This is a genomic window from Nonomuraea cavernae (genome assembly GCF_014646355.1).
Taxonomy (GTDB): domain Bacteria; phylum Actinomycetota; class Actinomycetes; order Streptosporangiales; family Streptosporangiaceae; genus Nonomuraea; species Nonomuraea cavernae.
Genome location: NZ_BMNH01000012.1, coordinates 102176 through 121966, shown reverse-complemented (window position 1 = coordinate 121966; position 19791 = coordinate 102176). Strand labels below are relative to the sequence as shown.

Annotated in this window: 19 protein-coding genes; 9 read left to right on the top strand and 10 right to left on the bottom strand. The window is 72.7% G+C overall.

Annotation, left to right across the window (positions count from 1 at the left end; genetic code table 11):
- Nucleotides 1-109 precede the first annotated feature (109 nt).
- The gene (locus IEY82_RS20530; RefSeq protein ID WP_189125778.1) at nt 110-877 is read right to left on the bottom strand and encodes an SDR family oxidoreductase; all 768 of its coding nucleotides are present in this window, start codon (nt 875-877) and stop codon (nt 110-112) included.
- Between the two features lie 224 nt (nt 878-1101).
- Here IEY82_RS20530 and IEY82_RS20525 point away from each other — a divergent pair, with 224 nt between their 5' ends.
- Nucleotides 1102-2697 carry a FadD3 family acyl-CoA ligase gene (locus IEY82_RS20525; protein ID WP_189125777.1) on the top strand — a complete coding sequence of 532 codons (1596 nt, stop codon included), beginning with the start codon at nt 1102-1104 and terminating at the stop codon, nt 2695-2697.
- Here IEY82_RS20525 and IEY82_RS20520 read toward each other — a convergent pair.
- The 3 genes from IEY82_RS20520 to IEY82_RS20510 form a co-directional block, all read right to left on the bottom strand.
- Complete coding sequence (locus tag IEY82_RS20520) at nt 2694-3806, bottom strand: WXG100 family type VII secretion target (protein ID WP_189125776.1); 1113 nt, start codon at nt 3804-3806, stop codon at nt 2694-2696. The genes IEY82_RS20525 and IEY82_RS20520 overlap by 4 nt on opposite strands.
- Before the next feature lie 193 nt (nt 3807-3999).
- On the bottom strand, nt 4000-4311 hold the full coding sequence (locus IEY82_RS20515; RefSeq protein WP_229697623.1) for a hypothetical protein: 312 nt from the start codon (nt 4309-4311) through the stop codon (nt 4000-4002).
- Nucleotides 4312-4498: 187 nt separating this feature from the next.
- The gene (locus IEY82_RS20510) at nt 4499-5401 is read right to left on the bottom strand and encodes an SDR family oxidoreductase (protein WP_189125774.1); all 903 of its coding nucleotides are present in this window, start codon (nt 5399-5401) and stop codon (nt 4499-4501) included.
- 103 nt (nt 5402-5504) lie between these two features.
- Between IEY82_RS20510 and IEY82_RS20505 the strand changes: the two genes are divergently transcribed.
- From IEY82_RS20505 to IEY82_RS20490, 4 genes are all read left to right on the top strand, one after another.
- Nucleotides 5505-6254, top strand: a complete 750-nt coding sequence (locus IEY82_RS20505; RefSeq protein WP_189125773.1) for an enoyl-CoA hydratase family protein — start codon at nt 5505-5507, stop codon at nt 6252-6254.
- Nucleotides 6254-7114 (top strand): CoA transferase subunit A, encoded by an 861-nt coding sequence (locus IEY82_RS20500; RefSeq protein ID WP_189125772.1) that lies wholly within the window; start codon nt 6254-6256, stop codon nt 7112-7114. The genes IEY82_RS20505 and IEY82_RS20500 overlap by 1 nt, the downstream gene beginning before the upstream one ends.
- Nucleotides 7111-7863 carry a CoA-transferase subunit beta gene (locus IEY82_RS20495; protein ID WP_189125771.1) on the top strand — a complete coding sequence of 251 codons (753 nt, stop codon included), beginning with the start codon at nt 7111-7113 and terminating at the stop codon, nt 7861-7863. The genes IEY82_RS20500 and IEY82_RS20495 overlap by 4 nt, the downstream gene beginning before the upstream one ends.
- A gap of 125 nt (nt 7864-7988) precedes the next feature.
- On the top strand, nt 7989-9038 hold the full coding sequence (locus IEY82_RS20490) for an NAD(P)H-dependent flavin oxidoreductase (protein ID WP_263648319.1): 1050 nt from the start codon (nt 7989-7991) through the stop codon (nt 9036-9038).
- 227 nt (nt 9039-9265) lie between these two features.
- On the opposite strand, the gene IEY82_RS20485 is transcribed toward IEY82_RS20490, so the two are convergent.
- From IEY82_RS20485 to IEY82_RS20475, 3 genes are read right to left on the bottom strand one after another with little or no spacing between them, the layout of a single operon-like run.
- A complete protein-coding gene (locus IEY82_RS20485; protein WP_189125770.1) occupies nt 9266-10381 on the bottom strand; it encodes an acyl-CoA dehydrogenase family protein in 1116 nt (371 codons plus the stop codon).
- Entirely contained in the window at nt 10378-11508 is a 1131-nt protein-coding gene (locus tag IEY82_RS20480) for an acyl-CoA dehydrogenase family protein (RefSeq protein WP_189125769.1), read from the bottom strand. The genes IEY82_RS20485 and IEY82_RS20480 overlap by 4 nt, the downstream gene beginning before the upstream one ends.
- The gene (locus IEY82_RS20475; protein ID WP_189125768.1) at nt 11498-12337 is read right to left on the bottom strand and encodes an enoyl-CoA hydratase; all 840 of its coding nucleotides are present in this window, start codon (nt 12335-12337) and stop codon (nt 11498-11500) included. The genes IEY82_RS20480 and IEY82_RS20475 overlap by 11 nt, the downstream gene beginning before the upstream one ends.
- 46 nt (nt 12338-12383) lie before the next feature.
- Here IEY82_RS20475 and IEY82_RS20470 point away from each other — a divergent pair, with 46 nt between their 5' ends.
- Genes IEY82_RS20470 through IEY82_RS20460 form a run of 3 tightly spaced genes read left to right on the top strand, consistent with a single transcriptional unit; the run spans nt 12384 to nt 15016 of the window.
- Nucleotides 12384-13199, top strand: coding sequence for an SDR family oxidoreductase (locus IEY82_RS20470; RefSeq protein WP_189125767.1), 816 nt, complete (start codon nt 12384-12386; stop codon nt 13197-13199).
- Between the two features lie 31 nt (nt 13200-13230).
- Nucleotides 13231-13848 carry a TetR/AcrR family transcriptional regulator gene (locus IEY82_RS20465; RefSeq protein WP_189125766.1) on the top strand — a complete coding sequence of 206 codons (618 nt, stop codon included), beginning with the start codon at nt 13231-13233 and terminating at the stop codon, nt 13846-13848.
- 10 nt (nt 13849-13858) lie between these two features.
- Entirely contained in the window at nt 13859-15016 is a 1158-nt protein-coding gene (locus IEY82_RS20460; RefSeq protein ID WP_189125765.1) for an acetyl-CoA C-acetyltransferase, read from the top strand.
- A 54-nt stretch (nt 15017-15070) separates the two neighbouring features.
- Here IEY82_RS20460 and IEY82_RS20455 read toward each other — a convergent pair whose 3' ends face one another.
- Complete coding sequence (locus tag IEY82_RS20455; protein WP_225263427.1) at nt 15071-16729, bottom strand: AMP-binding protein; 1659 nt, start codon at nt 16727-16729, stop codon at nt 15071-15073.
- Between the two features lie 292 nt (nt 16730-17021).
- Here IEY82_RS20455 and IEY82_RS20450 point away from each other — a divergent pair, with 292 nt between their 5' ends.
- The gene (locus IEY82_RS20450; protein ID WP_189125764.1) at nt 17022-18338 is read left to right on the top strand and encodes a wax ester/triacylglycerol synthase domain-containing protein; all 1317 of its coding nucleotides are present in this window, start codon (nt 17022-17024) and stop codon (nt 18336-18338) included.
- On the opposite strand, the gene IEY82_RS20445 is transcribed toward IEY82_RS20450, so the two are convergent.
- Nucleotides 18324-19025: a phosphatase PAP2 family protein gene (locus IEY82_RS20445; protein ID WP_189125763.1), complete on the bottom strand. Its 702-nt coding sequence runs from the start codon at nt 19023-19025 to the stop codon at nt 18324-18326. The genes IEY82_RS20450 and IEY82_RS20445 overlap by 15 nt on opposite strands.
- Nucleotides 19012-19761, bottom strand: a complete 750-nt coding sequence (locus tag IEY82_RS20440) for a phosphatase PAP2 family protein (protein ID WP_189125762.1) — start codon at nt 19759-19761, stop codon at nt 19012-19014. Before IEY82_RS20440 ends, IEY82_RS20445 begins: the two co-directional genes overlap by 14 nt.
- Nucleotides 19762-19791 lie beyond the last annotated feature (30 nt).

Genomic DNA, 19791 nt, shown 5'->3' with positions numbered 1-19791 from the left:
CGCGCGGGCGGGGGCACGGGCCTCGCCGGACTTCCCCTCGACCGGTGGACCGCGACCGGTGGACCGCGACCGGTGAAGGTCACGATGAACGCGATCGTGGCGGGATCGGTCAGGTCCGCGTCGCCGTGTAGCGGGCCGGGAACTCGCCCCCGCCGTGCACCGCGAGGTCCGCGCCGGTCACGTAGGCCGCGAGGTCGCTGGCCAGGTAGAGGCAGGCGTTCGCGATGTCGGCCGGCACCGCCATCCGCCCCATCGGGACGACCGCGGCGACCGCCGCGCCGCCGTCCTCGCCGTAGACCGCCGCCGCAGCCTCCGTACGGGTCAGGCCGGTGGTGATGTGGTTGACCCGCACCTTCGGCGACCACTCCAGCGCCAGTGCCTTGGTGAGCATGAGCAGGCCGGCCTTGGCCGCCGAGTAGGCGGCGGTGCCCGGCTGGGGGTCCACGCCGGAGACGCTGCCGATGTTGATGATCGAGCCGCCCGTCTCCTGGGCGCGCATGACCAGGTTGGCGGGCTGGGCCACGTAGAACGGGGCCAGCAGGTTCAGGTCCACGATCCTGGCGACGAACCTCGGCGAGACCGTCGCCGCGTCGGCGTCGGGGGAGCCTCCGGCGTTGTTGACCAGCACGTCGAGCCGTCCGAGCAGCTCGACCGTACGCTCCACCAACTGGACGGCGGCGCTCGCGTCGCGGACGTCGGCCGCGACGAAGCGGGCCGTCCTGCCGCCCGCGCTCGGCAGCGTCTCCGGCTCGCCGCGGCCGCACACCACCACGTCGGCTCCCGCGGCGAGGAACGCCCGCGCGATCTCGAAGCCGATGCCCTTGGTGCCGCCGGTGACCAGCACCGCCCGGCCGCCGAAGTCCAGCGTCGCGTCCACCGAAGTCCTCCCGCACAGTCCACTCGCACCGTCCACCCGCACGATCCCGGGGTGATCCCCCCGGACGATCCCTCGGAGGGTACGGGCCGCACGGCCGGACGCGGGGAGCCGATACCGGCCAGCGGGACGGCTGTTCCGCCGAACCCCCGTCACTTGCCACCATGGGGGCCGTGACGTACGCGTGGCGCGACGGGCCGCGTCCGGACTGAGAAGGCAGGGATGTTGTGAGCGACAACGAGGCACTGACGATCCCCGGAGTCCTGGAGCGGGCGGCCCGCGAGTTCCCCGGCACCGAGGCGGTGGTGGACGGCGCGTCCCGGCTGACCTACGCGCGGCTGCTGGACCGGGTGCGCGAGGCGGCCCGCGGGTTCCTCGCGCTCGGCGCCCGGCCGGGGGACCGCGTCGCGATCTGGGCGCCGAACGGCCTGCCCTGGATCGTCACGGCCCTCGCCGCGATGAGCGTCGGCGCGGTCGTGGTGCCGATCAACACCAGGTACAAGGGCGAGGAGGCGCGCTGGCTGCTCGGCCGCGGCCGGGTCCGGTTCCTGTTCGTCGAGGACGGCTTCCTCGGCAACTCCTACCTCGCCATGCTCGGCCTGCCCTCCGCCGAGGGCGACGGCGCGGCCGGGCTGCCCGACCTGTCGGCGGTGGTGACGTACGACGACGAGGCACGGCCGGGGGCGATGCCCTGGGCGGACTTCGTCGCCGGGGCGGCCGGGATCCCCGAGGAGGAGGCGGTCGCCCGCGCCGCCGCGGTGCGTCCCGACGACGTGGCCGACATCCTGTTCACCTCCGGCACCACCGGCCGGCCCAAGGGCGTCATGTGCACGCACCGCCAGAACGTCCGCACCTACCTGGCCTGGAGCGAGCGCAACGGGCTGCACCACGCCGACCGCTACCTGATCGTCAACCCGCTCTTCCACACCTTCGGCTTCAAGGCCGGGGTGTTCGCCTGCCTGCTGCGGGCCGCCACGATGGTGCTCCAGCCGGTCTTCGAGGCGGCGGAGACGATGCGGCTGATCGAGGCCGAGCGGATCACCGTGCTGCCCGGGGCGCCGACCATCTACATCACGATGCTCGACGCGCCCGAACGCGACCGCTACGACCTGTCGTCGCTGCGGCTCGCGGTGACAGGCGCCGCGGTGGTGCCGGTCGCCCTGGTCCAGCGGATGCGGGCCGAGCTGTTCCCCGAGGTCATCACCGCGTACGGGCTGACGGAGGCGTCCGGCACGGTGACCGCCTGCTCGCTCGACGATGACGACGAGACCGTGGCCGGCAGCGCCGGGCGGGCCATCGAGGGCGTGGAGGTGCGCGTGGCGGACGCCGCCGGCGAGCCGCTGCCGGTGGGGGAGGACGGCGAGGTGCTGGTCCGCGGCCACAACGTGATGCTGGGCTACCTCGACGACGAGGAGGCGACCGCCGCGACGATCAGGGACGGCTGGCTGGTGACCGGCGACCGGGGCCGGCTCGACGAACGCGGCAACCTGACCATCACCGGCCGGTCCAAGGACATGTACGTGGTGGGCGGGTTCAACGTCTACCCCGCCGAGGTCGAGCAGGTGCTGGCCGCCGCCGAGGGCGTCGCCGAGGCCGCGGTGGTCGGCGTGCCGGACGCCCGGATGGGCGAGGTGGGTCGCGCGTACGTCGCGGCCCGGCCGGGCGCCGCCCTCGCCCCTGACGCGCTGATCGCCCACTGCCGGGACCGGCTGGCCAACTTCAAGGTGCCCCGCGAGGTCGTCCTGGTCGACCGCCTGCCCCGCAACGCGGCCGGCAAGATCGACAAGGCCGGCCTGCCCGCCCTCGCCCCCGACCCTGGCTAGTCGGCATCCGGGTCGTCGGGCCCGCCGGGCAGCCTGAACGTCGGCATGTCGAGAGGCTCGGGCTTCGCCGCCCAGGGCACGGCGACCCTCATGGAGACGTTGCCGGGATAGCCCACGACGTAGCCCTTCACCATGGGGGGAAGGTCTCCCCAGTAACGGCGCCAGGCCTCCGAGCCCTGTCCGGCCACGAACCTGCTTTCCCCCATGCCGACATAGAAGACGTTCAAACCGCCCGCAAGCGCGGCGGCGAACACCACCTCCTTGCCGGTCTGCTCCCAGGACTTCCCCTCGACCCGGTCGTTCCAGAACGTGGCACCCCCGCCGGCGACGGCCCCCTGGATCAGGTTGCGCTTCCACGGGTTCATCGCGGCGAACGCGGCGATGCCTCCGGTGCCCCCGATCAGGCCGGCGACGATGGCGGAGTTGCCGCCCTCGGCGAGCGACAGAAGAGACCTGTCGAGCGGGTGCCGTCCTCGGAACGGGTTGGCCACGGCGTTGATGGCGACATTGCCGAACAACCCCCACCGATACAGCTGCCAGTACGATTTCCAAGACCCCCGGGCCATCTGGAGGAAGGTCAACGGTTCGTCGCCGGCCTTCGTCCCGAGGCCGCGCACCACGCGTGATCGGCCGACGGCTGTCGTGAGGTTCCTCAGGAGTCCGCCGAGCGTACGGAAGATCAACCGAAATCTGCCGAGCGTCGTGGTGGCGACGACGGCGATCTCGCTGGTCGTCTTCGCCGACCTGGCCCAGGCCGCCAGGCTGGCCAGGCCGGCGGTGACACTCGAGATCGCCGCTGCCATCACGATCGCGATGAGCAGGCTTTGCGCCAGCTCCGCCAAGGCTTTCTGCGTTCTGACTGACACATCGGCGGCGGTTTCGAGGACCTTGTAGGCCTCGCCGAGTTGATCGATGGCCTGCAACCGGAATTCCGGGTCCAGAAGGTTGCCGTGGGTTTCCTTGAACTCGGTCGCGCTGTCTCCCCGCCAGTTCGCGAGCAGATCTTCCGCTTGGACGAGGTCGTCGTGCGTCTCCAGCAGCCTCGCTCGCATATTCCGACAGGCCTGCGCCATGATGCGCAGGCGGTGCACGTCCTCGTCGTTTCCCACGCGACGTATCGCGTGGTAGAGGGTCTCCAGAAGTTGCAGAGGTCTCTCGTGCCACTGAGCCATGCAGTCCTCTTCACACACGAAGGCCGCCCGCTAGGCGCGACCATGGGGTCAGGCGCGGCGGCCGCGACAGCTCACCTCGAAGATCGGTTCATCCACGTCCACATCGTGAGCGGACCGTCGGCACCTCCCGTCAGTCGCCGTGGGGGAGCCTGCGGATCTGCTCCTGCTCGTGCGCCTCGACGCGTTCCTGATTCCGGCCTATGCGTAGGAGAGCCGTACCCGCCGCGGTCAGCTTCCGGTGAAGATCGGTGATGTAGTCGCTCGTTTCGGTGTAGAAGTCCAGGTAATGATCGTCAAGCTCTCTGGAAGCGCCTTCCACCAGACCGAAGCACCGTGGTGTGGGAGCCGCGTCGTCCCGGAACGCGCGAGCACGTTCTTCGAGTGCGCTTCCGAGCGCGATATATCTTGAGCCGGCCGATTTGATATCGGTCGGGGTCATCATCACATGATCATGCATATAGGTAGATTAGTTCTTTAACGGGACGAATGGACGGTCGATCGGCCACACCCGGGTTCCTCCGCCTTCGGCGCGACCGGCCATCTCGCCGTCGCGCTCACCGTCGCGCTCGTCGCCATCGCCTGGACGGGGCTGCGCGTGTCCCGCGAGAACGTGAGCGCCGGCTGACCGGTCAGGCGCCGTAGACGGGCTCCGGCGGGGTGGCGTCGGCGAGGAGGGCGGCGATCCGGGGGCCCAACTCGGCCGGCTCCCAGCGCGCGCCCTTGTCGGCGGCCGGGCCGTGACGGAAGCCCTCCATCACGCAGATCCGGCCGCCCTCGACCTCGAAGACCCGCCCGGTCACGTCCTTGGACTCGGCGGAGCCGAGCCAGACGACCAGCGGCGACACGTTCTCGGGCGCCATGGCGTCGAACACGCCCTCCTCGGGGGCCGCCATCGTCCGCGCGAAGACCTCCTCGGTCATCCGGGTGCGGGCGGCGGGCGCGATGGCGTTGACGGTCACGCCGTAGCGGCCCAGCTCGGCCGCCGCGACCAGGGTGAGCCCCACGATGCCCGCCTTGGCGGCCGAGTAGTTGCCCTGCCCGACGCTGCCCAGCAGGCCGGCCCCGGAAGAGGTGTTGATCACGCGGGCGTCCACCGGCCGGCCGGCCTTGGACTCGGCCCGCCAGTGCAGCCCGGCGTGCTTCAGCGGCAGGAAGTGCCCCTTCAGATGGACCCGCGTCACCGCGTCCCACTCCTCCTCGGACAGGTTGACCAGCATCCGGTCGCGGACGAACCCGGCGTTGTTGACCAGGGTGTCGAGCCGTCCGAAGTGCTCCAGCGCGCTCGCCACCAGCAGTCGCGCCCCCTGTTCGGTGGCGATGTCGGAGCGGTCGGCCACCGCCTCGCCGCCCAGCGCGCGGATCTCCTCGGCCACCGTCTGGGCCGGGCCGTCCGACCCGCCCTCACCGGAGGGGCCCACCCCCAGGTCGTTGACCACGACCCGGGCGCCCTGCCGGGCGAACTCCAGCGCGTGCGCGCGGCCGAGGCCGCGCCCGGCGCCGGTCACGATGACGACTCGGTCCTCGCAGATCATGCTCAGGCTCCTTGCGGTTCTACGGAGAAATCGGGCGGCGTCGAGGAGAACGGGCCGCTCTGCTAGCTTAGTTTCTAACAAATGTTAGGTCGAAAGGTAGCTTATGGGAATCTCCACCAGCACCCACGGCGAGGGCATCGCCGAGGTCGTGATGGACGTGCCGCCGGTCAACGCGCTGACCGTGCGGGGCTGGTTCGACCTGGCCGACGCCGTACGAGAGGCCGGACGTGACCCCGGGACCCGCGTGGTCGTGCTGCGCGCCGAGGGCCGGGGCTTCAACGCCGGCGTCGACATCAAGGAGATGCAGGCCACCAGCGGCTTCGAAGCGCTGGTCGGGGCCAACCGGGGGTGCTACGCGGCCTTCGCGGCGGTCTACGAGTGCGAGGTTCCCGTGATCGCCGCCGTGCACGGGTTCTGCCTGGGCGGCGGGGTCGGACTGGCCGGCAACGCCGACATCGTGGTGGCCTCCGACGACGCCTACTTCGGGCTGCCCGAGGTCGAGCGGGGCGCGCTCGGCGCGGCCACCCACCTGGCCCGGCTGGTGCCCCAGCACCTGATGCGCGCCATGGTCTACACCTGCCGCAACGTCACGGCCGCCGAGCTGCACGCGTTCGGCTCGGTGCTGGAGCTCGCGCCCCGCGACGGGCTGCGCGACGCCGCGCTGGAGGTGGCGGCCCGGATCGCCGACAAGGACCCGTACGTGATCCGGCGCGCCAAGGAGTCCCTCAACGGCATCGACCCCGTTGACGTCAAGCGCAGCTACCGCTTCGAGCAGGGCCTCACCTACGAGCTCAACCTGATGGGCGCCGGTGACCGGCACCGGGACGCCTTCGTCGCGGAAGGAGGCAGCTGATGGGCGCCGTGATGTCCGTGGAGGAGATCGTCGGCTCGCTGGAGAGCGGCATGACGATCGGGATCGGCGGCTGGGGCTCGCGGCGCAAGCCGATGGCCCTGGTCCGGGCGATCCACCGGTCCTCGCTCAAGGACCTGACCCTCGTCTCGTACGGCGGGCCCGACGTGGGCCTGCTCTGCGCCGCCGGCAAGGTCCGCCGGGTCGTCGCCCCGTTCGTGACGCTCGACTCCGTCGCCCTCGAACCGCACTTCCGGGCCGCCCGGCAGAGCGGGGCGATCGAGTTCACCGAGTACGACGAGGGCATGTTCATGTTCGGCCTGCTGGCCGGGGCGCACCGGCTGCCGTTCCTGCCGACGCGGGCCGGGCTCGGCTCCGACGTCGTGCGGGTCAACCCCGGCCTGCGCACCGTCCGCTCGCCGTACGAGGACCAGGAGGAGCTGGTCGCGGTGCCCGCGCTCACCATGGACGCGGCGCTCGTGCACCTCGACCTGGCCGACACCCGGGGCAACGGCCGCTACCTCGGCCCCGACCCGTACCTGGACGACCTGTTCGCCAAGGCCGCCTCCCGCTGCTACCTGTCCTGCGAGCGGATGGTGCCCGCCGGAGAGCTGGACGGCCCGCCCCAGACGCTGCTGGTCAGCCGCATGCACGTCACGGGCGTGGTGGAGACGCCGGACGGCGGGCACTTCACCGACCTCGGCTCCGGCCGCGACGAGGCGTTCCAGCGGCACTACGCCGCCTCGGCGGCAGACCCGACGGGGTGGGCCGCCTTCGAGGACCGCTTCCTGTCCGGTGACGAGGACGCCTACCGGCAGGCCGTACGGCAGTGGCACGAGGAGCAGGAAGGGGCGGGACGATGAGCGCGACCCGAGCGGAGATCTGCGTGGTGGCCTGCGCCGAGGCGTGGCGGGGCGATGGCGAGATCCTGGCGGCGGCGATGGGCACCTGCTCGATCCTGGGCGCCCGGCTGGCCCGGCTCACGTTCGAGCCCGGCCTGCTGACCACCGACGGCGGCGCGCTGCTCACCGCCGAGCCCGTGCCGTTCGGCGCGCCGGCCGGCCCGGTAGAAGGGTGGCTGCCGTTCCGCGAGCACCTGTGGCTGGTGCAGAACGGGCGCCGGCACGTGATGATGGGCGCCTCGCAGATCGACCGGCACGGCAACACCAACATCTCCGCCGTCGGCGACTGGGCGCGGCCGAAGTCGCAGCTCCTGGGCGTGCGGGGCGCGCCGGGCAACACGATTTGCAACCCGACCAGCTACTGGATCCCTCGCCACTCGGCCCGCGTCTTCGTGCCGAAGGTCGACATGGTCAGCGGCGTCGGCACCGACCGGGCCGCCGAGCTGGGCTCGGGGGCGGCCCGGTTCCACGATCTGCGCCGCGTGGTGACCGACCTCGCGGTCTTCGACTTCGGCGCCCCCGACGGGGCGATGCGGCTGCTGTCGGCGCACCCCGGGGTCGAGGTCGAGCAGATCCTGGCCGCCACCGGGTTCGAGCCGGTCATCGAGGGCGACGTGCCCGAGACCCGGCAGCCGTCCGCCGAGGAGCTGCGCCTGATCCGCGAGGTGCTCGACCCGCGCTCCCTGCGCGACCGCGAGGTCCGCTCGTGACCGCGCGCGAGGACAGCCCGGGTGAAGGCCCCGGTGTGACCGCGAGTAAGGCCAGCTCGGGCAGAGGTCCCGGTGTGACCGGGCAGGACGGTTCGGGTGAAGCCTCCGGTGTGGCCGGGCAGGTTCTGGACACGCCGCTGACCCGGCTCACCGGCGTCCGCCATCCGGTGGTGCAGACCGGCATGGGCTGGGTGGCGGGCCCCCGGCTCGTCTCCGCCGTGGCCGACGCCGGAGGGCTCGGCATCCTCGGCTCGGCCACCATGACCCTCGACGAGCTCGCCGCCGCGATCAAGGAGGTCCGCTCCCGCACCGACGCCCCGTTCGGGGTCAACCTGCGCGCCGACGCCTCCGACGCGGCCGACCGCATCGACCTGCTGATCAGGAACCAGGTGAAGGTCGCCTCGTTCGCGCTGGCCCCCCGCCAGGAGCTGATCGCCAGGTTGAAGGACGCCGGGGTGGTGGTGATCCCGTCCGTCGGCGCGCGGCGGCACGCCGAGAAGGTCGCGGCCTGGGGCGCCGACGCGGTGCTGGTGCAGGGCGGCGAGGGCGGCGGCCACACCGGCGCGGTCGCCACCACGCTGCTGCTGCCCCAGGTGGTCGACGCGGTCGACATCCCGGTCATCGCGGCCGGCGGCTTCTTCGACGGGCGCGGGCTCGCGGCGGCCCTCTCGTACGGCGCGGCGGGCATCGCGATGGGCACCCGGTTCCTGCTCACCTCCGACAGCTCGGTGCCCGACGCGGTCAAGCGGACCTACCTCGGCATGTCCGAGACCGTGGTCACCCGCCAGGTGGACGGCATGCCGCACCGGGTGCTGCGGACCAAGCTGGTCGACGGGCTGGAACGGTCGGGCACGGTGTCCGGGATGGTCCGCGCGGTGCGCAACGCGGCGCGGTTCAAGAAGATCTCCGGGATGTCGTGGCCCGCGATGATCCGCGACGGCCTGGCCATGAAGCACGGCAAGGAGCTCACCTGGTCGCAGGTCCTGATGGCGGCCAACACCCCGATGCTGCTGAAGGCGGCCATGGTGGACGGCCGCCCTGACCTCGGCGTGCTCGCCTCCGGCCAGGTGGTGGCGCTCATCGACGACCTGCCCTCCTGCGCGGAACTGATCGACGGGATCGTCGCCCAGGCCGCCGGCGTGATCCGCGGCCTCGACGCCAACCTGGCCGGCTGACCGTCCCGGACCGCTCCGGACCACGGCCGGCCTGGCGGGCTGACCGTCCCGGACCGCTCCGGACCACGGCCGGTCTGGCGGGCTGACCGTCCCGGACCGCGACGGCTCCACGGCCGAACGGGCCGAAGCCTCCGCCCTGGCCGCCCCCACATCGGGGCCGGCCGGGGCGGTCGTCGGGGCACGCCGGTCGGCCCTGGATCCGGCCGGGTCACTCCGGCCGGGTCGGGTCAGGGGCCGGTGAGGGCCGACATCACGCGGGCGCGATGGTCGGCGGGGGAGCCCCAGGCCGCGCGCAACGCCCGGGCCTTGCGGATCAGCAGGCTCGGGTCGTACTCGTCGGTGTAGCCGATCGCGCCGTGCACCTGCAGCGCGATCCGGGCCGCCCCGTACGCCGCGTCCGACGCCATCGCCTTGGCGGCCGACACCTCATGGGAGAAGTCCGGCGACCCGTACGCGAGGGCCGCGCCGTGCACCAGCGGCCGGGCGTACTCCAGCTCGACCAGCGCGTTCGCCAGATGATGCTTGACCGCCTGGAACTCGCCGATCGGCCGCCCGAACTGCCGCCTGGTCCCGGCGTAGTCCACCGACACCTCCAGCAGCCGGCGCCCGACGCCGACGAGCTGGGCGGCGCAGGCCAGCGTGCCCAGGTCGCGTGCCTCCCCGGCGGCCGACGCCACCTCGGGCCCCGCGGCCAGCACGTCGCCCGGCACGACCGGGAACAGCCGCCGGGCCGGGTCCAGCGACTCCCGGACCTGGCCCGGAGCGGCGGTCCGCAGCTCGTCGCCCTCGACGGTCAGCACCACGCTCGCGACGTCCGCGTCCAGCGCGTACGGCACGAGCGGAGGCAGCGCGAGCGACGCCACGACCGTGCCTTCGGCGATACCGGGCAGCCACGCCTCGGCCCTTCCCTCGGCGAGGAAGGACGACGGGGCGTCGGCCGTTCCCTCAGCGACGATGGACGACGGGGCGTCGGGCGTACCCTCGGCGGCGCCGGACCTCCGGACGGCGGCGGCGCCTTCGGCGGGACCTTCGGCGAGGATGGACAGCCGGTCGAGCAGCACCGCAGCGGCGACGGTCTCGGCGTAGGGGCCGGGCACGCCGTGCCTGCCGAGCTCGTGGAACGCGGTCACCAGCTCCACGGGCAGCACGCCCGCGCCGCCCGCCCGCTCGGGCACGGCGACCGCGAACAGCCCGGCCTCCGCCAGCGACCGCCACAGGGCCAGGCCCGGCTCCGGCCGGCCGGCCGCCCAGTCGCGGGCCACGGCGGGGGTGCCCGCCTGGGCCAGCAACTTGTCCAGGGTCTCGCCGAACAGCCGCTGCTCGGCGTCGAGGATGAACTTCACGGCCGCCCCGCTCTCGGCAGGCCGAGCACGCGCTCGGCGATGACGTTGCGCTGAATCTCGTTGGTCCCCGCGTAGATCGGGCCGGCCAGGGAGAAGACGTAGCCCTCCAGCCACTCGCCCGCCAGCTCGCCGTCCGGGCCGAGCAGGTCGAGGGCCGTCTCGTGCAGCGCCACGTCCAGCTCCGACCAGAAGATCTTGTTGACGCTGGACTCCGCGCCCACGTCCTCGGTGCGGGAGATCGTCTCGAACCCCTTGAGCCGGTAGGCGCGGGCCCTGATCCACGCGTCGGCCACCCGGTCGCGCAGCGCGGTGTCGGCGGGGTCGCCGTGCGCCTGCCAGAGCTCCACCAGCCGGTCGGCGGCGGCCAGGAACCGCCCCGGGCTGCGCAGAGTGAGCCCGCGCTCGTTGCCCGTGGTGCTCATCGCGACCCGCCAGCCCGAGCCCGGCTCGCCGATGACGTCGTGGTCGGGCACGAACACGTCGTCGAAGAAGAGCTCGGCGAAGGCGGGCTTGCCGTCGATGCGGCCGATCGGCCTGCGGGTGACGCCCTCGGCGTCCAGCGCGAACATCAGGTACGTCAGGCCGTGGTGCCGCCCGGCCTCGGGGTCGGAGCGGAACGGGCCGAAGCCCCGGTCGGCGAAGGCGGCGCGCGAGCTCCACGTCTTCTGGCCGTTCAGCCGCCAGCCGCCGGCGACCCGGGTGGCGGTGGCCCGCAGGGACGCCAGGTCGCTGCCCGCGCCGGGCTCCGACCAGGCCTGCGCCCAGATGACCTCGCCCGAGGCCATCGGCGGCAGCACGCGGGCGAGCTGTTCGGGGGTGCCGTGCTGGAAGAGGGTGGGCGCGAGCAGGTTGATGCCGTTCTGGCCGACCCGGCCCGGAGCCCCGGCCGCGTAGTACTCCTCCTCGAAGACCAGCCACTCCAGCGGCGTCGCGTCCCGGCCGCCGTACTCCTCCGGCCAGGACACCACCGACAGGCGGGCCTCGTGCAGCCGGCGCTCCCAGGCGCGGTGGGCGGCGAAGCCCTCCTTCGTCTCCAGCGACGGCAGGGGCGCGGCGGGCACGTGGGCGCGCAGCCACGCGCGCACCTCGGCGCGGAACGGTTCCACGGACGACAGGTCAAGATCCATCGGCGGCCGCCTTCATGCTCTTGGGGTCCATCCCGGCCAGGGAGTCGGCGGCGGTCTCGGCGTTGTGCGCGTGGGCGAGATGGTGCAGGCCGAAGACGGAGTCCATGCCGGCGTGCATGCCCTGCAGGTCCTCGGCCTGGTTGACCGCCTTCTTGGTGAGCGCGAGGCCCATCCGCGGCATGGCCGCGATCCGCTCGGCCAGCGCCAGCGTCTGCGCCTCCAGCTCCTCGCGGGGCACCAGCCGGTTGACCATCCCCACCTCGTACGCGCGCCGCGCGGGCATCCGGTCGCCGGTGTAGAGGAACTCCTTGGCGATCCGCGGCGGCATCGCCCACGGGTGCGCGAAGTACTCGACGCCCGGGATGCCCATCCGCACCACCGGGTCGGCGAAGAACGCGTCGTCCGAGGCGACGATCAGGTCGCACACCCAGGCCAGCATGAGCCCGCCCGCGATGCACGCGCCCTGCACCATCGCGATCGTCGGTTTGGGGATCTCCCGCCACCGCCGGCACATCCCGAGATAGACCTCCGACTCGCGGGCGAACCGGCTCTCCGCGCCGTCCTTGCCCACGTGGTCCCACCACAGTCCCGCCTTACGTTCGAACGAGACGTGCGCGTCGCGCTCGGGGGTGCCGATGTCGTGGCCGGCGGAGAAGTGCTTGCCCGCTCCGGCCAGCACGATCACCTTGACCTCGTCGTCGGCGGCGGCCTGGTAGAAGGCCTCGTCGAGGGCGTAGGTCATCGCCGAGTTCTGGGCGTTGCGGTAGTCGGGGCGGTTCATGGTGACCACCGCCACGGGTCCGCGCCGTTCGTAGCGCACCACGGTCATGGGGCCCTCGCATTCTTTCTAACAACTATTTGGTAGAGTAAACCACGTGAAGCTCAGCGAGGAGGAGGACCCGGCGCGGGTCCCTGCCGGTCCGCCGGCCTACGTTCCCGGTCACGGCCTGCTGCGCGGCCGGGTGGCCGTGGTGACGGCCGCCGCCGGCACCGGCATCGGCGGCGCGTGCGCGCGCCGCCTGCTGGAGGAGGGCGCGCGGGTGGTGATCAGCGACGCCCACGAGCGCCGGCTCGGGGAGAGCCTGGCGGTCCTGGAGGGCGAGTACGGCGCGGCGGTGACCGCGGTCCCGTGCGACGTCACCTCCGAGGAGCAGGTCCAGCACCTGTTCGCGACCGCCGAGGAGAGATTCGGCCCGGTCGACGTGGTGGTCAACAACGCCGGCCTCGGCGGCACGGCCAAACTCGTCGAGATGACCGACGAGCAGTGGGGCCGCGTGCTGGACGTGACCCTGGGCGGCACGATGCGCTGCACCCGGGCCGCGCTGGCGCGCATGCAGCCGCGAGGCCGCGGCGTGATCGTCAACAACGCGTCGGTGATCGGCTGGCGGGCGCAGGAGGGCCAGGCCCACTACGCCGCGGCCAAGGCCGGCGTCATGGCGCTGACCCGGTGCGCGGCGATCGAGGCCGCGCCGTACGGTGTGCGGATCAACGCGGTGGCCCCCTCGCTGGCCATGCACCCGCACCTGGCCAAGGTCACGACCGAGGAGTTGCTGGCCGAGCTCACCGGCAGGGAGGCGTTCGGCCGCTACGCGGAGCCGTGGGAGGTCGCCAACGTTATCGTCTTCCTCGCGAGCGACTACTCCTCCTACATGACCGGAGAGGTCGTCTCGGTCTCCAGCCAGCATCCCTGAGAGTCAGCATCCCTGAGAGGTCCGCCTTCCGATGAGCGCACGACGCCGAGATTCCCAGACCACCGCCGCCGCCCGGGCCGGGCGGCGGGCGGAGTTGCTCGCGACCGCCGCCGAGGTGTTCGCGTCACGGGGATACGCGGCCACGACGGTTCGCGAGGTGGCCGACGCCGCCGACATCCTCGGGGGCAGCCTCTACTACCACTTCGACTCCAAGGAGGCGATGGTCGACGAGATCCTGTCCGTCTTCCTCGCCGACATGTGGTCCGCCTACGACAAGGTGATCGCCTCCGGCCTGGGCGCTCGGGAGACGTTCGAGGCGCTGATCACCGAGTCGTTCCGGTGCATCGAGCGCTACCGGCCGGCCGTGGTGATCTATCAGAACGAATCCAAGCATCTGGCGACAAATCCGCGTTTCTCGTACTTGGTCGACTCGCAGCAGCGGTTCCGCGAGATGTGGCTCTCGGTGCTCGACCGGGGGGTCACGGACGGGATCCTGCGCGCCGACCTCGACACCGGACTGATCTACCGCTTCATCCGCGACACCGTGTGGGTGGCCGCGAGCTGGTACCGAACCGACGGCCCACTGCCCGCCGAAGAGATCGCCAGGCAGTACATAGCGATGGTCCTGGAAGGGATCCTGACAACCTGAGGAGTTTCCGATGGCGGAGGCATACATCGTCGAAGCGGTGCGCACCCCTGTGGGCAGGCGCGGCGGCGGGCTTTCCGGCGTGCACCCGGCCGACCTCGGCGCGCACGCGCTGACCCAGCTGATGTCCCGCTCCGGAGTCGATCCGGCGGCGGTCGAGGACGTCGTGTTCGGCTGCCTCGACGCGGTCGGCCCGCAGGCCGGTGACATCGCCCGCACCTGCTGGCTGGCGGCCGGGCTGCCCGAGGAGGTGCCGGGCGTCACCGTCGACCGGCAGTGCGGCTCCTCCCAGCAGGCGCTGCACTTCGCCGCCCAGGCCGTGATGTCGGGCACCAGCGACCTCGTGGTGGCCGGCGGCGTGCAGAACATGTCGATGATCCCGATCGCCTACGCCTCGCGCGGCGCCACCGACGCGCTCGGCCTCACCGAGGGCCCGTACGCCGGCTCGCGCGGCTGGCAGGCCCGCTACGGCGGCCAGGACGTCTCCCAGTTCCGCGGCGCCGAGATGATCGCCCGCGACTGGGACATCTCCCGCGAGGACATGGAGGCGTTCGCCTTCGAGTCGCACCAGCGCGCCGTCCGCGCGATCGACGAGGGCCGCTTCGACCGGGAGATCGCCCCGTTCGAAGGCGTCACCACCGACGAGGGGCCGCGCCGCGACACCTCCCTGGAGAAGATGGCGAAGCTGAAGACCCTGGAGGAGGGCGGCCGGCTCACCGCCGCCGTCGCCTCGCAGATCTCCGACGGCGCCGCCGCCCTGCTGATCGCCTCCGAGGCCGCGGTGAAGGCGCACGGCCTGCGCCCCCGGGCCCGCGTCCACCACCTGTCCGCGCGCGGCGAGGACCCCATCCGGATGCTGTCCGCCCCGATCCCCGCCACGGCGTACGCGCTGAAGAAGAGCGGCATGTCCATCGACGACATGGCGGCGGTGGAGATCAACGAGGCGTTCGCCTCGGTCGTGCTGGCCTGGCTGAAGGAGACCGGGGCCGACCCGGCGAAGGTCAACCCGAACGGCGGCGCCATCGCGCTCGGCCACCCGCTCGGCGCCACCGGCGCCCGCCTGATGATCACCCTGCTGCACGAGCTGGAGCGCACCGGCGGCCGTTACGGCCTGCAGACCATGTGCGAGGGCGGCGGCCAGGCCAACGTCACCGTCATCGAGCGCCTCTGACCCTCGTTCCCGCGAGCCGTCCGGGCCACCCGCCCGTACGGCTCGCGCACCCCCTCAGGCTGTCGGGCCGGGGGTGAGCGGTTCGTACGTGAGAGCCGTGCCGGGCCGGACGAACACGGGATCGGCGGTGTGCCAGGCCGCCTCCCGCAGCGAGCGCTTGACCACCTTGCTCGTGGCCGTGCGGGGCAGCTCGGCGGTGACCCGGACGTACCTCGGCGGCCACTTCGTGCCGAGATCCGGCTGACCGGCCAGGAACTCGCCGAAGGCGCCCGGGTCGAACTCCCGCCCCTCCGCCAGCACCACCGCCGCCATCACCTGGTCGCCGACGTCCGGATCCGGCACCGCGTAGACCGCCACGTCGGCGAACGCCCCGAACCGCGACAGCAGCCGCTCGACCGGCGCGGCGGCGAAGTTCTCCCCGTCCACCCGCAGCCAGTCGCTGTCGCGGCCGGCGAAGTACCAGAAACCCGCGGCGTCGCGGTAGGCGAGGTCACCCGACCACGACCAGCCGCCCCGGATCCGCCGCGCCGTCGCCTCCGGATTGCGGTAGTAGCCCTCGAACACCGCCGCCCCCGCCTTGTTGACGATCTCCCCGATGGCCTCGTCGGCGTTGAGCAGTGCGCCGTGCTCGTCGAACACCGCGCGCGGGCACTCCTGCATCGTCTCCGGGTTCACCACGACCGTGCCCTCCTCGGCGACGCCCAGCGAGCCGGGCGGTGTCCCCGGCACCCGGCTGATCCGGATCTCGCCCTCGCTGGAGCCGTACGAGTCGATGACGGCGCAGCCGAACCGCCGGCCGAACTCCGCGATGTCGCGCTCGGACGCCTCGTTGCCGAACGCGATCCGCAGCGGGTTGTCGGCGTCGTCCTCCCGTTCCGGCACGGCCAGGATGTAGTGCAGCGGCTTGCCGACGTAGTTGAAGAAGGTCACGCCGTGGCGGCGTACGTCGGGCAGGAACGCCGAGGCGGAGAACCTGCGGCGCAGCACCACGCAGCCGCCGGAGCTGACGGCGGGGGCGATGCCCGCCATGATCGCGTTCGAGTGGAACATCGGCATCACGACGTAGAAGACGTCGTCGCGGCCGAGGCACCTGCGCTCGCGCTGCTGCACGGCGATCCGGCCGAGCCGGCCCTGGCTGCAGATCACCGCCTTGGGCGCGGAGGTGGTGCCGGAGGTGAAGACCAGCGAGAAGATCGTGCCGGGCTCGGGCCGAGGGTCGCCGGAGCCCAGGGGAGAGGCGTCCGCGAGCGCCCGCGCGTACTCCTCGGTGCCGGTGACCAGCACCCGGCCGGGCGGGCGGTCCAGGTCGAGCCCGTCCAGCAGCGGCCGCCGCGCGGGCTCGGTGACGATCAGCCCGCAGTCGGTGAAGTCGATGTCGGCGGCCAGCTCGGCGCCCCGGCGGGTCGGGTTGATCCCGACCACGCCCGCCCCCGCCAGCGCCGCCCCGAGCAGCCAGAACAGGTGCTCGGGGGTGTTGTCCAGGAGCAGCCCGACGTGCCAGGGGCCGGGCCGGCGCAGGTCGCGGGCGAGCCCGGCCCGCGACCGCGCCTGCGCCACGACCTCCCGCCAGGTCCAGCACCGGTCCTCGAATCTCAGCCCGGCCCGGTCGTCCTCCGCCCGCGCCTCGATCAGCTCCGCGAACGTGACCTGGCCCGCCGGACGGTCGTCCGCCAGCGCGCCCACGGAATCCTCACGGCTGCTCACCTCTGGCACGGTCCTCTCCTCGCGGTCGCGGGGCGCACGCCGCCGCCTCGCTGGACAGCAGAGCAAGCCGGGGCGGGCCCCCTCGACCTCGATCCCGCTCACCGGGATCCCGCCGGCACCGGAACGCCGGACGCCGGCGGGGAGTCAGGACGAAGGTCCTCTCGCTTCGACGACCTACGGCACTGCCGGACGCGAGCCAGGAGCGGCACGGTGGACGCGGGACGAGATCAGCCGGCCGGCGACCGACTCCCACCACTGACCACACGTCGGCGGCGAGCCGATGCCGCCGGAGGAGGGGCCGATGATCGACCGCGCCAGCCCGTCGGACGTGGCCATGCTGGCCATGGGGTCGGGCCCGTCGCTGTCCCAGCGGGCCGGCGCGGTCCTGGTGCTGGAGGCGGGACCGGAGTTCGAGGTGGCCGAGGCGATGGCGTCGCTCGCCGACCGGATCCGGTCGGTGCCGCGGCTGAGGCGGCGACTGGTGCCCCTGCCCTTCGGCTGCGGCCGCCCGGTGTGGGTGGACGACCCCCGATTCGACATCGGTCTGCACGTGCGGCGGCTCACCTGCCCCTCGCCGGGGGACGAGCGGGCGTTGCTGGACGTGGCCGCCGCCGTGCTGACCGGCCCCCTGCCGCCCTCGCGGTGGACGGCGACCTTCGTCACCGGGCTGGAGGACGGCGCGGTCGCGCTGATCGTGGTCCTCGACCATGTGCTGGCCGACGGGATCGGCGGACTCGCTCTGCTCGCGGCGCTCGTCGACCAGGCCGAACGGCCCGCTCCAGCGGGCTTCCCCCGGCGCCCGCCACCCCTGCGGCGCCTCGCCGCCGACGCGCTCGCCGAGCGCCTGCGGGCCCTCGCGCGGCCGCGCGCCTTCTGGCGGGGGGCCAGGGCCGCCACCGCCGCGACGGGCGGGATGCGGCCGGAGCCCGTCGCGCGGTGCTCGTTGCTGCGGCCGACCGGCGGACGGCGCAGGCTCGCCGTCGTACGAGCGGACCTGGCGGCGGTGCGCTCCGCGGCGCACCGTCACGGGTGCACCGTGAACGACGTTCTGCTGACGGCGGTCACCGGAGCGCTCCACAGCCTGCTGCAACGGCGGGGCGAGCACGTCGGCGCGCTGTCGGTCTCGGTGCCGGTGTCCGTCCGGCGCAGTGCCACCTCCACCGACCTCGGCAACCGGTTCGGTGTGCTGATCGCCCGCCTGCCCGTCACCGGCACCGCCGAGGAACGGCTGGTGAAGAACGCCGCCCTGCTGGCGGAGCGCAGGAAGCCGGCCGTCGACGGCTTCGCGGCCGGCCTGTTCGGCCCGATGTTCCGGCTGCTGGCCGCGATCGGCCTCTACCGCTGGTATCTCCGCCGCCAGCGGCGCATCCACACCCTGGTCAGCAACGTGCGCGGGCCCGAGCAGCCGTTGGCCTTCGCCGGCGCGACCATCAGCCAGGTGATCCCCGTGGCGGTCGCCGAGAACGGCAACGTGACGGTGACCTTCGAGATCCTGTCCTACGCGGGCACGCTCGCGATCAGCCTCATCGCCGATCCCGACGGGGTGCCCGACCTGGACGAGCTCACCGCCCGGCTGGGCGATGAGCTCGCCCGTCTCACGGCCTCAGGCGCCGCCTGACGACGCGACCCGCTTCGGCCTGCCGCGTGACGCCGGCCGGAGCCGGCCCTCGTCGCCGCGGAACAGGATGGAGCGGGCGGCCACGAGGACGCAGACGGCGCCCAGCAGCAGGCCCCAGGCGACGTCGGTGGGGAAGTGCATGCCCCGGTACAGGCGGGAGACGGCGACCATGAGCGGCGCGGCGAGGCCGAGCGTCCAGATCGCCACCCGGAGCGTCCGGTTACGCAGGTGCGTGGCCAGGACGAGCGCGAGCCCGCAGTAGAAGGCCACGGCGGCGCTGGTGTGACCCGAGGGGAAACTCGAGGTGGGCGGGGCGGGGTCGAGATGCGGCACCGGCGGGCGGCTCCGTTCGACGAGCACGGTGGTGGCGAGGAAGATGAGCGACTGGCTCCAGACGGCCACGATCAGGAAGATCGACTCTCGCCAGCGGTGATAGACGAGCCTGAAGACGATCGCGGCGATCGCGGTCAACCCCACGATGTACGGGGTGTCGGACAGGCTGCTGCCGAAGTCGGTCAGGGTGTTCCACAGCGAGGTGCGCTCGGCGGCCAGGTCGCGGTTGGCGGACGCCTCACCGGTGCGCAGCGCGAGGATCAGCCTGCCCATCCCGTACGTCACGCCGAGCATCAGCAGCAGCGGTAAGACGATGGTCAGCGCGTAGTACTTCACGTGCTCAGTTCTGCTCATGGGTCACCTTCACGGATTCGGGTTCCACTCCTTCGGTCATTGGTTTCACGGGCCTGCGGCCCTGCTCGCGCCGCCACGTCTCGAACGCCACCGCCGTGGCGGCCACCACGACCACGCCCAGCACGATCCCCGCGACCACGTCGCTCACCCAGTGCACGCCGAGGGCGATCCGGGTGTAGCCGACCGAGAGCACCACGAAGGCGCCGACGGCCCAGGCGACGCGCCGCCCCCACCGGGGCAGCGAGGGCAGGACGAGCAGCATGATCACTCCCACGCCCAGGGTCACGTTCACCGCGTGGCCCGAGGGGAAGGAGTCACCGGGCGCCAGTGCCACCGGATCGGGCAGGTGCGGCCGGGACCGCGCGACGATGACCTTGAGGGCGAGGCCGAGCAGGCCGCCCACGGTCAGCGTGGTGACCGCCCACAGGGCCACCCTCGGGGCGCCCCGGTAGAACAGCCAGCCGGCGTAGACAGCGACGGCGATGCGCCACGGCCAGGGCCCGAACAGGTCGGTCCACACGATGAGCGCATTGGTCATCACGGGATGGTCGAGCGCGTACGCGTGCAGGTTCTCGGCGACCTGGGCGTCCAGCCGGTTGAGCGGCATCTTGGCGACGACGAGCAGCAGCGTGAACGGGATCATGGCCAGCACGATCGCGACGCTCGCGACTCCCAGGCGCACTCCCAGGCCGCGGTCGGCTCTGATGTCTGATGGAGACCGGTCCTCGTTCCGCATTCGCTCATCGCTACCCGGAAGGACGCCGGT

Excerpts from the sequence above, each read along its gene's own strand:
- IEY82_RS20480 (WP_189125769.1), bottom strand. The coding sequence starts at position 11,508 with ATGGATCTTGACCTGTCGTCCGTGGAACCGTTCCGCGCCGAGGTGCGC.
- IEY82_RS20440 (WP_189125762.1), bottom strand. The coding sequence starts at position 19,761 with ATGCGGAACGAGGACCGGTCTCCATCAGACATCAGAGCCGACCGCGGC.
- IEY82_RS20495 (WP_189125771.1), top strand. The coding sequence starts at position 7,111 with ATGAGCGCGACCCGAGCGGAGATCTGCGTGGTGGCCTGCGCCGAGGCG.
- IEY82_RS20460 (WP_189125765.1), top strand. The coding sequence starts at position 13,859 with ATGGCGGAGGCATACATCGTCGAAGCGGTGCGCACCCCTGTGGGCAGG.
- IEY82_RS20450 (WP_189125764.1), top strand. The coding sequence starts at position 17,022 with ATGATCGACCGCGCCAGCCCGTCGGACGTGGCCATGCTGGCCATGGGG.
- IEY82_RS20510 (WP_189125774.1), bottom strand. The coding sequence starts at position 5,401 with ATGATCTGCGAGGACCGAGTCGTCATCGTGACCGGCGCCGGGCGCGGC.
- IEY82_RS20475 (WP_189125768.1), bottom strand. The coding sequence starts at position 12,337 with ATGACCGTGGTGCGCTACGAACGGCGCGGACCCGTGGCGGTGGTCACC.
- IEY82_RS20445 (WP_189125763.1), bottom strand. The coding sequence starts at position 19,025 with ATGAGCAGAACTGAGCACGTGAAGTACTACGCGCTGACCATCGTCTTA.
- IEY82_RS20500 (WP_189125772.1), top strand. The coding sequence starts at position 6,254 with ATGGGCGCCGTGATGTCCGTGGAGGAGATCGTCGGCTCGCTGGAGAGC.
- IEY82_RS20505 (WP_189125773.1), top strand. The coding sequence starts at position 5,505 with ATGGGAATCTCCACCAGCACCCACGGCGAGGGCATCGCCGAGGTCGTG.
- IEY82_RS20515 (WP_229697623.1), bottom strand. The coding sequence starts at position 4,311 with ATGATGACCCCGACCGATATCAAATCGGCCGGCTCAAGATATATCGCG.
- IEY82_RS20465 (WP_189125766.1), top strand. The coding sequence starts at position 13,231 with ATGAGCGCACGACGCCGAGATTCCCAGACCACCGCCGCCGCCCGGGCC.